Here is a 14541-nt window from a genome sequence, read left to right as displayed (position 1 = left end):
TATGAGCTTTCGGAGTAAAGTGAACTCCTCTTTTTTCATGAGCAGTGACTCAACATTTTTCATAGAAAGTCTCTTCTTTCCTTTCAAAATCACATTTTCCTCCGATATATATATCAAACATCATAGAAAAAGGAGAAGAGCCATGAAAAACACGTTTTGCAAACTTGTTGTATCAGTCACTCTGTTTTTCAGTTTTCTCGCCCTAGGGCCTCTTGCACATGCAGAAAACAGCAACAAGAAAGAGATCATTGTGGTCTATAAAAACAAAGACGGCAAGGAAACCGTCCTGGACAGTGATGCTGAGGTTGAGCAGCAGTATAAGCATCTTCCGGCGGTAGCTGTCACAGCAGATCAAGAGACAGTAAAAGAATTCAAACAGGACCCTGATATTTTGTATGTCGAAAACAATGTCACGTTCACCGCAGCGGACAATACAGACCTCAAGGTGCTGTCAAAGGTGCTGTCAGAGGACACCGCCACTTCTGACAACTTCGAACAATGGAGCCTTGAACCGATTCAGGTCAAACAGGCTTGGAAGGATGGGCTGACAGGCAAAAACGTCAAAATCGCTGTCATTGACAGCGGGATCTCTCCCCACGACGACCTGTCGCTTGCCGGCGGGTACTCAACTGTCAGTTACACCTCTTCTTACAAAGATGATAACGGCCACGGAACACATGTCGCCGGGATTATCGGAGCCAAGCATAACGGCTACGGAATTGACGGCATCGCACCGGAAGCACAAATATATGCGGTTAAAGCGCTTGATCAGAACGGCTCGGGAGATCTTCAAGGTCTTCTCAAAGGGATCGACTGGTCGATAGCGAATGGAATGGATATCGTCAATATGAGCCTTGGCACGTCTTCAGACAGCCAGATTCTTCATGACGCCATGAACAGAGCATATAAACAAGGTGTGCTTCTCGTCGCGGCCAGCGGCAACGAAGGAAATCATCAGCCTGTCAATTACCCGGCGGCATACAGCAGTGTCATTGCAGTGTCAGCGACAGATCATAATAATCAGCTCGCATCTTTTTCCACCACAGGAAACGAAATCGAATTTTCAGCTCCCGGCACAGAGATCACGAGCACTTATTTGAACCAATATTATGCGACGGGAAGCGGCACCTCTCAAGCGACACCGCATGCGGCTGCCATGTTTGCGATCTTAAAGCAGCGATATCCGTCCGACACGAATGCACAGCTTCGTACGCAAATGCAGAAAAACATCGAGGATCTCGGAGAAACCGGACGAGATCAGCAATTCGGCTACGGTCTCATTCAGTATCAAGCACAGCAAGAGGACATAGCCTTGACCGCGGCTGAACAAGCCGTGAAAACAGCCGAACAGACAAAAAAACAAACCGATATCAACAAAGCAAGAGGACTTGTTAGCCGGCTTTCAAATTCAGAAGCAAAGACAGCGCTGAAAAACAGATTAGACAAAGTCCAAGCAGCCCTAAACGTAAAAGAGGCGAAGGACAAGGCCGTTCAGGCGGAAAAATATAAGACACAGAAAACCGTTGATACCGCGCAAGCAGCCATCAACAAACTGCCGAAGGGAACAGAAAAAACGAACCTGCAAAAACGCCTTGATCAGGTGAAACGATATATCACAGCAAAGCAGGCAAAAGACAAAGTGTCGAAGGCTGAAAAAAACAAAAAGAAAACAGATATTGACAGCGCTCAGTCCGCAGTCAACAAACTGCCTGCCGGTTCTGAAAAGACATCTCTGCAAAAAAGGCTCAACAACGTAAAAAACAGCCTTCTGAAAACAGCTCAGCAAACGGTAGCAGCAGCTGAAAAGAAAGAAACTGATTCAAACGCAAATAAAGCCCAAAAAGCAGTCAACGAACTCCAATCAGGCAAAGACAAAACGTCGTTACAAAAACGATTAGACAAAGTGAAGCAAAAAGTGGCCGCAACCGAAGCGAAAAAAGTCGAAAACGCAAAAGCCAAAGTTAAAAAAGCCGAAAAAGACAAAACGAAAAAATCAAAGACATCAGCTCAATCTGCGGTCAATCAATTAAAAGCATCCAATGAAAAAACAAAGCTGCAAAAGCGGCTGAACCATATTAAACCAAAGAAATAAAACAAAAATCCTTTAGGGCCGGCCTGACAGCCTTAAAGGATTTTTCCTCTTGTTTCATGATTGATATATAGGTTTTTTATACTATTGATATGAAGTCACGAACAGAATAGAATGGGAGATAGAGATCATAAAATAGGCTGGGATTGTTACTGGTGAAGCAGGCAAGACCTAAAATGTGTAAAAGGGAGACGTATGCCCATTTAGCGCTGTTTACGCGCTTTTCGGCTGCTGTCCTTTGCATATTTTAGGTCTTTTTTTATTATATCTCTCTTCCTGCTTTGAAGAACACAACGCAATCCGAAATCTGTAAAATCTTTCTTGAATTTCGGCTCTATCAAAAACACACTGTTTCAGCCGCCGGCAGGCGAAATCCTTTAAAAGCGGCTCTCTTTACGATGTTTTGCCGCCCGAGTCACTGACGCGGGTATTTTTAGGCTAAGCATGCAAGAAGAGAAAACGCGAAAATCATTTTGCCTGTCTTCTTTTCATTTGATAGGATATAACAGGTGAAATGCATAGTAACAGTTTTGCATAATAGGAGGTTATAATTGTTGCATAAAGACATTGCAAAAGAATTATTACCTCTGGCAGGAGGAAAAGAAAATATTATCAATATCACCCATTGTACAACTCGGCTGCGCTTCGAAGTCCGAGACGAGACTAAAATAGATATCGCTGCGATTGAGAACATGCAGAGTGTACAAGGGACGTTTTTCAGATATGGATTATTCCAAATTATTTTCGGAGCGGGGATTGTTAATAAAATCTATAAAGAAGTCATCCAGCTATGCCAAGAGGATCAGACGGAGCAGCCTATTGCATCAAATCACGAAATGAATGTGATCACGAGGTTTGCCAAGACGTTATCCGACATCTTTGTCCCCATTATTCCCGCGATCGTAGCAAGCGGTTTGCTTATGGGGCTTATCGGGATGATCAAAGTGTTCAACTGGATTTCTCCGCATAGCCCATTTCTCAATATGCTCGACATCTTTTCGAGCTCGGCTTTTATTATATTGCCGATATTGGTTGGTTTCAGCGCGGCAAAACAGTTCGGAAGCAACCCATTTGTAGGAGCGGTCATAGGAGGAATCCTTACTCACCCTGACTTGCTTGACCCTTCGATGCTTGGCAGTCAAACGCCCGAGGCTTTACATTTGTTTGGCATGCATGTTCCTTTAATGGGCTATCAGGGGACAATCATCCCCATTCTTTTATCTGTTTATATCATGAGTAAAATTGAGAAACTATTAAAAAAGCTGATACCGGACTCTCTTGATCTTGTGATTATCCCTTTTATTACGGTAATGGTGACAGGGTTTATCGCACTCACGGTGATGGGGCCTGCGGCAACATTCATCGGTCATATCATTACTTTTCTTTTAGATTTCGTGTATCAATATGCCGGAACTGCGGCCGGGTTTTTATTCGGAGGGCTATATTCATTAATTGTTCTCTCCGGTTTACATCACAGTTTCTATGTATTTGAGGCATCTTTGCTTGCAGATCCTAAAATCGGCGTTAACTTTTTGCTGCCAATCTGGTCTATGGCGAATGTGGCTCAGGGCGGAGCAGGATTAGCGGTTTTTTTCAAAACCAAAAATGCCAACTTAAAAAAAATATCAATTCCAGCTTCCCTTTCAGCTTTCTTGGGTATAATTGAACCCATCGTGTTTGGCGTTAACTTAAAGCTGGTCAGGCCGTTTATCGGGGCATCCATCGGCGGGGCGCTGGGCGGCGCGTATGTTGCCGCTATGCATGTCGTTTCAAATTCATACGGCTTAACCGGCATCCCGATGATTTCGATTATTCTGCCGCTCGGCGTAACGAATTTCGTTCATTATATGATCGGTTTTTCGATTGCAGCGGTCTCAGCTTTCATTGCTACTTTAATTCTGGGGTTTAAAGAAGAGAAAGAATGAGCATTCTATTCCATTTTCATTCATAAAACGGGGGATGAAAGGAAGGCAGCTATGAAAATCAAAAGAATCTTAAATAATAATGCGTTAGTGGTCAAAGATCAAGACGGAGAAAAAATCCTCCTCGGATCTGGAATCGCCTTTGAAAAAAGAAAAAATGATATTGTAGATAAATCCAAGATTGAAAAAACATTCGTCATGAAAAACTCATCAGAATCCCAACAGTTTGAAGAGATTTTAGAAACATTGCCTGAAGATCATATTCAAGTCTCTGAGGACATCATTTCGCACGCGGAAAAAGAACTCGATATCAAAATCAATGAACGGATTCATGTCGCTTTCTCTGATCACTTATCATTTGCCATCGAGCGTTTGAGCAAAGGAATGGTCATTAAAAATCCGCTGCTTAATGAAATTAAAGTTCTTTACACTAAAGAATTCCAAATCGGCCTCTGGGCTCAGGCTTTAATTAAAGAAAAGCTCAACATTGACATTCCTGAAGACGAAGTCGGCAACATCGCCCTGCATCTTCATACGGCGAGAACGAGTGCCGGGAGTATGACACAAACACTTGATATTACGACGATGATACGGGATATTATTGGAATGATTGAAGCAAAACTAGACATCAGCATTGTAGAGGATACCATCTCATACGAGCGGCTTGTCACCCATCTTCGCTTTGCGATCCAGCATATAAAAGCGGGCGAAACATTTTATGAATTAGATTCAGAAATGATGGCTCTCATTAAAAAGAAATTCAAGAAAGCTTTTTTATGCGCCCGGCAGGCAGGGGAATTTATCAAAAGCGAGTATGGGTTTGAATTTCCCGAAAAAGAATTATGCTATATCGCAATGCATATCCAAAGATACTATAATCGATCTGTTTCGTTGTAAAGCACAAACAAAACGCTTTTGAAGCCAAGTTTTAGCCTCAAAAGCGTTTTGTTATTTGTATCAGCTTGTCGTACTATCGTATTCATAGTATATTTTTCCAATATTGAAAATCTTATTGATTCATTGCTGTCTGGCTTACAGTGCTCCACTTCGTATAGGACATATAATGGAAGTACAGATCACGATAAGGATGCGTTGTATTGGAGTTCCATGGCTTGTTTCCTCCGCAAAAGTGCACGATGGCCGGGTTCGCTCTCGTTTCCATGTAACGTTTTCGGTCGAGAAGAGTCGGCGGGGTTTTTTCTTTTAATAGGATATGAGTTTGCGCGTTCCACCGCGGATGAAGTTCTTGCCACTGATCACATAAAATCGCATTAAGTGCATCTTGGTCATGGAAGACGAGAAAATCTTCCGAACTGTTTTCATTAATAAAATTGATCACTTTTTCAGAAATATTCTGCTTTCTCCACGGTTCAAAATCAATAATCATAATACCTGAATTGAAATACTTAGCAGTGTCGCTGATATTCATTTTTTTCAGGCGCTCATGCTGACCCGCGTCCTCTACAGCGGCCACAATTGCCGGGGAAAAATCCATGTCCCACAGAACTGAAATATCCTCTAATACAATTGCGTCACAATCAACATAAATCATCCGTTTCACGCTTTCATCCTGAATTAAATCGGGAATCGAGATTCGATAATAAGCCGCCTTTGTAATATGGCTGCTTTCCACCGCATGCTGATACTGGTTGGCATCAACCTCTAAAAATTCAATTGGCACTCCGAATTTCATTGTTGTTTGTTCTAGTCTTTTTTTATTGCCGGGTTCGATCCCGCCATCTATCACATATAATTTCACGTCTCTGTTTTGATTCATATTAGTCAATAAAGAAACGAACATCCCACTTAAATGACGAGCATAATTATCATCAGCGCATGATACGATATGCATGGTTTCATCTTTCTTCAATGGTATTCATCTCCCTTTGTTTTGTATAGGTTACATTCCCTTTTTTAAAAGTTTAAACACAATTCCCTGAAAAATTTTGAAAGAGAATGTGCTATACAAAAAGCGAGACATACAATTATTTGATTGTTTTGAGCCTGTGATAGAGCCAATAGATAATTAAAAAACTGATGATCATCACGGCCTCTGCTGACGCAATATACCACGGCCAAGGACCAAGTACGTCCAAAAGAGATGACTCACTGGGTTTTTTCATGAGATACAAATAATTGGAGCCAATCCAGCGATTGATGAAGTAAACGCAAACCCCGTACACATTCACAATGAGGACCGTTATCCATAGAGAGCGCATCTTCAGTTTCCAATTTTCAACAAAGGCCATAAATAAACAGGATAAAAAAACAGACCCATGAGATATAAAAAAGATGAGGTAACGGAAGTGCGGAAATGAATACATACCGAGATTCGGCGTCAGCATGGCTTGCAGCGAGCTCCCTAGGCCGGCAAAAATCAAAAACGAAAACATCTTTTTGCTTCTTGTGAGCAGCATGGCCGCGCAAAGATATACCGATAAGTCACTGAGCTCGAGAGGCAGAGAAGTCCGCACAGACCAGGTTCCGTAATAAAGCCTCCATATGTGGTAGCTGATTTGTGATGCAAGCAGAAGAAACGCAAGCAAATAACGAATCACTCTGCCTGGAGAAGGCCGTTTAAGTCTTCGGCTGACAAAAAAAAGGCAGACTCCCAGCCCCGCTATTATCAACAGGGTCACCAGATGTTCGATTGAGAAAAGATGAAAGGGATCGTGCTTGTATGAAGGCTGAATATATGTTTGCAAGTGGACACCCCATTTCCTCCATTTTTCTTTATTCTGTGGTCCTTCGGAACTACATATACCTTATAAAACGAATTAAGTCTTTCGGATGATTTCTCTTTCATCTTGCAGGAGATTACCTTCGTGTCCCGAATAGTTTGTCATTCGAATAAAAAGGGAGGCACCAATATGAAAATGAAGTTTCTTCCATTGGCTTTAACCGCTTTTCTGACTGTCGGCACAGTCATTTCACCGATCACCCCTGCTGCCCGCACTGCGCAAGCGGCAGATACGGTGAAAAAGGAACACAACATAGCGCATTCTTTTAAATCAGAGCGCGCCTATGCAACGGTTTCACAGCTTAGCGAGAAGATCGGCCCAAGGGTTGCGGGCACAGCGGCAGAAAAAAAGAGCGCCCTTTTGCTTGCCGCTGCTTTCAAAAAACAAAAGCTTGATGTCAGTGTTCAAACATTTGGTATACCCGATCGCCTTGAGGGCGCCCTCACCGCCAACGGCCATGACATCCCACTTCGCGCCGCCTCAGGTTCTGTGCCTACTCCAAATGAGGGACTGACTGCACCTCTGTTTGATGCCGGGCTGGGATACCCCGAAGATTTTCCGGCTGATTCTGAAGGGAAAATTGCACTCATTTCCAGAGGAGAGCTGACCTTTTATGAAAAAGCGAAAAACGCAGCCGCCGCGGGAGCCAAAGCTGTGATTATTTACAATAACGCGGACAGCACTGTTCCGTTCACTCCAAATTTAAGCGGCCATACTGTTGATATTCCCGTGGTCGGCATTAAAAAAGAAGATGGAACCGCTCTTTTAGCCCAAAAAGAAGCGACCCTTCAGCTAAAGGCATTCACAAACCAAACCTCCCAAAACATCATCGGTGTCAGAAAGCCAAAACATGTGAAAAATCCGGGCATTGTGTATGTAACCGCCCACTACGACAGTGTTCCGTCTTCACCCGGCGCAAATGATAACGCGTCAGGAACATCCGTGATGCTGGAAACGGCCCGTATTTTAAAGAAGATTCCGTCTGATAAAGAAATACGTTTCATCGCTTTCGGAGCTGAAGAACTCGGGCTGCTCGGCTCAAACGAATATGTAAATCGTCTGTCAGAACAAGAGGCCGGACGCAGTATCGTTAATTTCAATTTGGACATGGTCGGCACCAGCTGGGAAAGTGCGACCGAGCTTTATGTCAACACGGTTGACGGGGCGTCAAATCTAGTGTGGCAATCAAGTAAAACTGCCGCCGGAAAACTAGGCTTTAATCATTTATCTCTGAAGAAAGGCGGCTCCTCTGACCATGTACCATTCCACGGAGCTGGCATCGACTCGGCAAACTTCATATGGGGCGATCCTGAAACAGGCGAAGTGGAACCGTGGTATCACACACCAAATGACAGCATTAAACACGTCAGCAAAGAACGGCTTCAGCAGGCGGGGGAAATCGTCACAGCCTCTCTTTATCACGTTATAAAAAAAGGGACAAAGCACAGTGAGACCAAGAAGAAAAAACAGGTGGAGGCGAAAGACAAGTTTGAAGACTTTAAATAAAAGATCGGGCGGCGCGAAATGCGCCGCCCGACCACCATTTATAACGCTGTGGTTTTAAAAACGATATTTTCCTGCATCAATTTTTGCACTTCAATGGCTTTGTTATAGAAAAAAACAGCGTCTTGATGCTGTTCACGTTCATGATAAACAGCCGCGGTTTCCCATGCAAGCTCCTCCAGAACAGCGTATAATTTCCTTAATTCAAGTTCATGAAAAGCATTGACTACCAGTATGGGATCATTTTTTATATAAAGACCATTCATCGTTTGAAAAGCAGAGAGCGCTGCCTGATTATGTGTGTCCGCAGCAAGCTGCATCCCTTGTTCAAACAGAACGGCTGCCTCTTGAACCAATCCCTGTCTAAAACGTATATGGGTCAGGCCAAGAATTGATTTTAGTTTAAAAGACGACGTCTGGCCGTCATCAGAAACTGCGGCTGCCTGCTGAAAAAATGACACCGCTTCCTCCAGCTTGTTTTCTTTGGCAGAGCATTTCCCCAGATAATAAAACGAAGCAGACTTCAAGCACGATTTACCCAATTCATCCGCTTGACGCAAGACGCTTTGAAGGTGCTCCACCGCTTTGTCAAACTGAGAGACACGCATCAAATTTCTCGCGAAAATAAACGCACATTCCGCCCTTCTTATTCCATATAATTCAAACTGTTTATAAATGTCCATGGCTTGATTGGCATAGTTCATCGAAAAAAACGTTTGATGCAAATCACAATAGATCTCGGCCAATTTATAATAAAATTCAGCTTTCTCAATTTTATCCTCTACTACATAAAGCATAGACTCTGCCTTTTGATAAGAAGCAATCGCATCCATAATTTCTCTGTTTCTATACTCGTACATCCCTCGAAAGAAATAATAATAATAATCAAGGAGACCTGTGAGTTTTTGCTGATTTGCCTCGATTTGCTCTAAAAGCTCAGATAACGAACGATCGGCTTCTATCGATCCTTCCGGCAAAAAAACGCTAAGCATCAATTCATGCCTGAATTCAAGCAAGGAAAAATAGAGAAGGAGGTCTTGATTTTCTTCCATCACATCAAGCTCTTCTTTGACGGCAAGCTTTAATGCCTCTGCTTCCGAGACCTCAAATTCACGAATCAACCTATACCATTGGTTCAGCTTATTACCTATAATTGCAGACGGAATCTTTTGTTCATGCAAGACCCACCCCACCCTTCATCTTACATTTTTATTCTATATTAACACATTCAGTAAAATGTTAGCGAATCAAATGAAGTGCTTGCAGGCAACTTGAATGTCTGTTACAATTCGTTTCATAGCTAATGATTCTGACATTTAAAGGAGCAGCATACTATTGGAAAGAAAACATAAGAATTTCCATCTGAATGAAGCAGAACAAGACACGCTGAAACAGCTTAAACAAATGCCGATTGCGTCTCTTCATACGGAAGCGGCCTCAGTTGCCACGACTCTTTACCGTTCAGCTCAGCAGCTTCGTTTAAAAATGGAAAAGGAAGTCCTTTCCTCTTATAAACTTTCCTGGACAGCTTTTTCGATTCTTTATGATTTATGGGTGTGGGATAAGCTTGAAACGAGAAAGCTTGCGCAGCTGTCAGGCATTTCAACAGCCACAGCAAGCAATGTCACCAACACACTCGAGAAAAAGAAGCTTTGCTTTAGAAGCACGGACAAAAGAGACCGCAGACTTGTGTTTGTGACCATTACGGAAGAGGGCAAAAAAGCGATTGAAGAGCTTTATCCCGACTTTCATAAAGGAGAAATAGAGCTGGTTGCGGGTTTAAGCAAAGACGAGCAAAAAACGCTTTCTGTGCTGCTAAAAAAAGTAGCCGACAATCTAACAACATAACAGCAACGATGGGAACCCAGTAGCAGATTGCCTCCCTGTAACAGAGAGCCGGCGGAAGGTGCGAGCCGGTACAAAGGCAGCTGTGAATTACCTCCCTGAGCTTTCTTTGTGAACAGAAGTAGCAAAGGACGGGAAACCGTTATCTGGTTTGAGCGGAAGACTGATGTCTTCAATTAGGGTGGTACCGCGTGCATACAGCCACGTCCCTTTTCGGGATGCGGCTTTTTTGTGTTGAATAAAATAAGAGGAGGAACAGCTATGGAAACGATACACTTGACAGCATCACAGCAAAAAGAGGTAGAACGGCAGCTGGATTTATATATGACAGGAGCTCAGGAAGTCATCCCGCCGGAAGAATTAAGAACAAAAATCGCAAAATCGGTAGCAACAGGCATGCCTTTAAAAATCAAGCTTGGGTTAGACCCATCGGCGCCTGACGTCCACTTAGGGCATACTGTCGTTTTAAACAAACTGCGCCAATTTCAAGAAAACGGCCATATCGTGCAGCTCCTGATCGGAGACTTCACGGGGAAAATCGGTGATCCGACGGGGAAATCAACCGCTAGAAAACAACTGACAGATGAAGAGGTTCAGCATAATGCCAAAACATACTTTGAACAGTTCGGAAAAGTGCTGGACAAAGAAAAAGTAGAGCTGCATTACAATTCGAAATGGCTGAAAGAGCTGAATTTAGAAGACGTCATTGAGTTAGCGGGGAAAATAACTGTCGCCCGCCTCATGGAGCGGGATGATTTTGAAGAAAGAATCGCTATGCAAAAACCGATCTCTCTGCACGAATTTTTCTACCCATTAATGCAAGGCTACGATTCAGTCGTCTTAGAAAGCGATATTGAACTCGGCGGTACCGACCAGCATTTTAACGTTCTAATGGGCCGGCATTTTCAAGAACGCTATAAAAAAGAAAAACAAGTCGTCATCCTTATGCCGCTTTTGGAAGGATTAGACGGCGTCGAAAAAATGTCTAAATCCAAGCACAACTACATCGGCATTGACGAGAATCCGAATGATATGTACGGAAAAACAATGTCACTGCCGGACAGTTTGATGAAAAAATACATCCATCTGGCAACCGATTTAGAGCTTGAAGATAAAAAACGGCTGGTGAAAGACTTAGAGACCGGAACCCTCCATCCAAGAGACGCAAAAATGTTCTTAGGAAAAACCATTGTCAGAATGTATCACGGAGAAGAAGCAGCCGAAGCGGCCGAGCAGCAATTCAAACGGGTCTTTCAGCAAAACAGCCTGCCCGAAGACATCGCAACGGTACGTTGGAAAGGTGATCAAACAACACCTATTATAGATTTACTTGTGACATTAGAACTTCTTCCGTCCAAGAGTGAGGCGCGCCGCATGATTCAAAACGGCGGGGTTAAAATAAACGGAGAAAAAGCAGAAAATATTCATGCAGACATTCAAGTTCTGCCTCAGATGACCATCCAAGTCGGCAAACGAAAATTTGTAAGATTAACAGTCAGTGAATAACCCAAAAAAGGCCTGGAGCCGTACCTCCGGCCTTTTTTGCCATTTCATGCTGGGCCAGCGGACAGCCCGTGTCCAAGCCAAGCGCCCCGTTAATCCACTTCATTCTTAATCCCAAGCATCTTTTCATCTAAATAATGAGCAATTTCCGCCGCTTCTTTCAGCTCATCTGTCAAATGCTTCGGGACATCGTTATTTAATTTATAGTAAATTTTATGTTCAAGACTGGCCCAGAAATCCATGGCAATCGTGCGAATCTGAATTTCAGCCTTCACATATTCCACCCGATTGGTTAAATACACCGGAATTTCAATGATTAAATGCAGGCTTCGATAGCCGTTCGCTTTCGGATGTTTAATATAATCTTTTACTTTTACAATGTTTAAATCCTCATGCTGCTTCAGCACTTCGGCAATATTATAAATATCGGAAATAAATGAACAAATAATACGCACGCCGGCGATATCATGGATATGCTCCTTCATTTCATGCGTCGTAATCTCGCATCCTTTGCGCATCAGCTTATTCACAATGCTCTCAAAGCTTTTCACACGTGATTTGGTATGTTCAATCGGGTTATGCCCGTGAATCAGGTTATATTCCTGGCTGATGATTGAGAACTTTGTATCAAGTTCATCTAACGCAAATTTATATACTAATAATTCATTTTTCCAATCTTCCATAACTGTTTTTAAATCATCCATATTTGTCGTAGTTAAATCCATCATTGTCATCTCCTTTGAACGGATGCATCATCCTGTCCATGTACTAGACGGACTTACCGGCAGCGGGGTTTTATGAATTTTTTTACAAAATGACTTCGAATATGACAGATTGCTGAACAAGATATCCGCCTTTTTAACACTTGTCTGTTTGCACTCAGCTCCGGTAATTAAAGAAAAAAGCTTACAAGAACACCCTTTTCCTGTAAGCTTTTTCCCTTTTTATTTAAAATAGCTGATCAGTAATCCGATAGACAGCAGAAATCCGAAGAATGTATTCGTCTGCGCCGTTGATTTCATTGCCACGATCATGTTCATCGGCAGTTCTTTCTTAACAAAGCCTTTAATCGCCTGAACTGGTTTTGGCACACTTAGAAAGACCAAAAAGAGCCATGGGCTTGTGTCTCCCATAATAACCAATCCGACAATCCAAATATAAGCGACAGCAAAGGAAGCGGCTAATAGGGTTACGGCCCCCTTATGCCCCATCAGGATGGCCAATGTTTTACGGCCGCCTTTTTTGTCTTCTTCTATATCGCGGATGTTGTTTGACAGGTTGATCGCACCGACAAGAATAGCGATAGGAATCGAGATCAGAATGCTTTGTGTGTTAATCATATCAGTCTGAATGAAAAAAGAGATAAGGACAAAAACAGATCCCATACATATGCCTGAAAACAATTCGCCGAACGGGGTGTACGCAATCGGAAGCGGCCCTCCTGTGTACAAATAACCGACAGCCATACCGACAAGTCCGATAACAGCCAGCCACCAGCTGCTGCTCATACAGATATACACTCCGAGCAGAATGGCGATTCCATATGATCCCAAGGCTAACTGCAAAATCGTCTTCGGTTTCATTCCGTGTCTTACAATCGCTCCACCGATCCCGACAGAATCCTCTGTGTCTAATCCTCGTTTAAAATCGTAGTATTCATTAAATAAGTTCGTGGCAATCTGAATCCATAAACAAGAAAACAGCATTGCGATAAACAGCAATATATCAACCTTCACATAAAACATCGCCAATACCGTTCCGAGCAACACGGGTACAAACGATGCCGTTAATGTATGAGGACGGGTTAATTGCCAGAGAATGTGCCCCAGACTTTCTTTTTCCGGCGCTTTCCGGCCTCCACCCTTATTTTTTTCGTTCATCTTCCTCTTCCTTTCTATTAAAAGGCTTACGTTTTCCAGCCGTCAGTCGTGATGAAAATGAGACATGGATGCCATCAAATGGCAGGTTATATGATGTTTCTGCTCCCTTATCTATCATAATAACTTCTTTCATATTTCACAAGACGCTAAAGGGCATGATAAAGAGCTCTATTTTGCGATGAAAAGCAGCGGCAGACCGCCCGCTCCCTCTTTATTAAGCCTCCCGCGTCCGGAAAGCAAAAAGAATTTTTTTAAATACAATACTTTTTCTATAAGTTAAAAAGCTGCGCTTACATTCCTTCGTCCTCAAACCGCTGAATATCACGTTTACGCCCTAAGACCACAAAGCAATTGTTTTCTTCTATCCTTGTTTCCGGTTTCGGAGCAACTTCTACCTTGCCTTCCTTATTAACGGCTAAAATCGTGCAGCCATATTTCGCACGGACATCAAGCTCCAAAATGGTTTTGTCATGAAGCTTGCGCGTCGCCCTCAATTCGACAACGCTATAATCCTCGGACAGCTCGATGTAATCAAGAATTTTTTCGTCGGCAAGGCGCTGTGCGACTCGAACGCCCATATCTTTTTCCGGATGAATGATACGATCTGCGCCTACCTTTTCCAACACTTTATGATGATAGTGGTTTTGCGCTTTTACCCACACATTTTTAATGTTCATTTCTTTTAAAAACAAGGTTGTTAAAATACTGGTTTGGATATCAGCTCCGATTGCCACGATTACATATTCAAAGTTGCGGATGCCGAGCGCTTTCAGTACATTGTCTTCAGCTGCGTTTGCGTGGATAGTCTGGGTAGAGTATGGCGCATACGCTTTTACCTTGTCCTCATTCATATCGACTGCAAGAACTTCATGCCCCATCTCATGAAGCTCCTTGCAGATGCTTCCGCCAAAACGCCCCAGCCCGATGATGGCAAACTGCTTTTTCTTTTTCCCCATGCATCTTCTCCTTACTTTCGGCGAATCGGGTGTATGTGACCTTGAATTTACCGCCTTTTTTCATTATTATGGTGCAGGCGGCGATATTACATTCGTCTGGCT

At 43.0% G+C, this 14541-nt stretch carries 13 protein-coding genes and 1 other annotated feature; of the genes, 6 read left to right on the top strand and 7 right to left on the bottom strand.

Features of this window, described 5'->3' with window-relative positions; all coding sequences use genetic code 11:
• The first annotated feature begins 142 nt into the window (after nt 1-142).
• The 3 genes from GXP75_RS06700 to GXP75_RS06690 all read left to right on the top strand — a co-directional run bounded on the left by GXP75_RS06700 (nt 143) and on the right by GXP75_RS06690 (nt 4908).
• Nucleotides 143-2092: a minor protease Epr gene (locus tag GXP75_RS06700; protein ID WP_242556428.1), complete on the top strand. Its 1950-nt coding sequence runs from the start codon at nt 143-145 to the stop codon at nt 2090-2092.
• A 551-nt stretch (nt 2093-2643) separates the two neighbouring features.
• Nucleotides 2644-4014 carry a sucrose-specific PTS transporter subunit IIBC gene (locus GXP75_RS06695; RefSeq protein ID WP_214915917.1) on the top strand — a complete coding sequence of 457 codons (1371 nt, stop codon included), beginning with the start codon at nt 2644-2646 and terminating at the stop codon, nt 4012-4014.
• Nucleotides 4015-4065: 51 nt separating this feature from the next.
• Nucleotides 4066-4908 carry a PRD domain-containing protein gene (locus GXP75_RS06690; protein WP_010790321.1) on the top strand — a complete coding sequence of 281 codons (843 nt, stop codon included), beginning with the start codon at nt 4066-4068 and terminating at the stop codon, nt 4906-4908.
• A 112-nt stretch (nt 4909-5020) separates the two neighbouring features.
• Here the strand turns inward: GXP75_RS06690 and GXP75_RS06685 are convergent, their stop codons facing one another.
• Both GXP75_RS06685 and GXP75_RS06680 read right to left on the bottom strand, forming a co-directional pair.
• Nucleotides 5021-5881, bottom strand: a complete 861-nt coding sequence (locus GXP75_RS06685; RefSeq protein WP_242556427.1) for a glycosyltransferase family 8 protein — start codon at nt 5879-5881, stop codon at nt 5021-5023.
• 115 nt (nt 5882-5996) lie between these two features.
• Nucleotides 5997-6716, bottom strand: a complete 720-nt coding sequence (locus tag GXP75_RS06680) for a YwaF family protein (RefSeq protein WP_242556426.1) — start codon at nt 6714-6716, stop codon at nt 5997-5999.
• A gap of 165 nt (nt 6717-6881) precedes the next feature.
• On the opposite strand from GXP75_RS06680, the gene GXP75_RS06675 reads away from it, so the two are divergent.
• Nucleotides 6882-8258: a M28 family peptidase gene (locus tag GXP75_RS06675; RefSeq protein ID WP_242556425.1), complete on the top strand. Its 1377-nt coding sequence runs from the start codon at nt 6882-6884 to the stop codon at nt 8256-8258.
• 38 nt (nt 8259-8296) lie between these two features.
• Here the strand turns inward: GXP75_RS06675 and GXP75_RS06670 are convergent, their stop codons facing one another.
• Complete coding sequence (locus GXP75_RS06670) at nt 8297-9436, bottom strand: response regulator aspartate phosphatase (protein ID WP_242556424.1); 1140 nt, start codon at nt 9434-9436, stop codon at nt 8297-8299.
• Nucleotides 9437-9659: 223 nt separating this feature from the next.
• Here GXP75_RS06670 and GXP75_RS06665 point away from each other — a divergent pair, with 223 nt between their 5' ends.
• Nucleotides 9660-10103 (top strand): MarR family winged helix-turn-helix transcriptional regulator, encoded by a 444-nt coding sequence (locus GXP75_RS06665; protein ID WP_396022455.1) that lies wholly within the window; start codon nt 9660-9662, stop codon nt 10101-10103.
• Nucleotides 10100-10314 (top strand) — a binding site (T-box leader). (Overlaps the previous gene by 4 nt.)
• A 47-nt stretch (nt 10315-10361) precedes the next feature.
• Complete coding sequence (tyrS, locus tag GXP75_RS06660) at nt 10362-11606, top strand: tyrosine--tRNA ligase (protein WP_214915903.1); 1245 nt, start codon at nt 10362-10364, stop codon at nt 11604-11606.
• An 89-nt stretch (nt 11607-11695) separates the two neighbouring features.
• On the opposite strand, the gene ywaC is transcribed toward tyrS, so the two are convergent.
• The 4 genes from ywaC to GXP75_RS06640 form a co-directional block, all read right to left on the bottom strand.
• The gene (ywaC, locus tag GXP75_RS06655) at nt 11696-12328 is read right to left on the bottom strand and encodes a GTP pyrophosphokinase YwaC (RefSeq protein ID WP_010790330.1); all 633 of its coding nucleotides are present in this window, start codon (nt 12326-12328) and stop codon (nt 11696-11698) included.
• A 219-nt stretch (nt 12329-12547) separates the two neighbouring features.
• Nucleotides 12548-13483, bottom strand: a complete 936-nt coding sequence (locus tag GXP75_RS06650) for a 1,4-dihydroxy-2-naphthoate polyprenyltransferase (protein ID WP_106044584.1) — start codon at nt 13481-13483, stop codon at nt 12548-12550.
• Nucleotides 13467-13616 (bottom strand): hypothetical protein, encoded by a 150-nt coding sequence (locus tag GXP75_RS06645; RefSeq protein ID WP_242556422.1) that lies wholly within the window; start codon nt 13614-13616, stop codon nt 13467-13469. Before GXP75_RS06645 ends, GXP75_RS06650 begins: the two co-directional genes overlap by 17 nt.
• Nucleotides 13617-13773: 157 nt before the next feature.
• Nucleotides 13774-14439: a potassium channel family protein gene (locus GXP75_RS06640; protein ID WP_214915898.1), complete on the bottom strand. Its 666-nt coding sequence runs from the start codon at nt 14437-14439 to the stop codon at nt 13774-13776.
• Between the last annotated feature and the right edge of the window lie 102 nt (nt 14440-14541).

It is taken from the genome of Bacillus sp. HU-1818, from assembly GCF_022695965.1.
Lineage (GTDB): Bacteria > Bacillota > Bacilli > Bacillales > Bacillaceae > Bacillus > Bacillus atrophaeus.
This window is presented reverse-complemented; position numbering and strand designations above follow the sequence as displayed.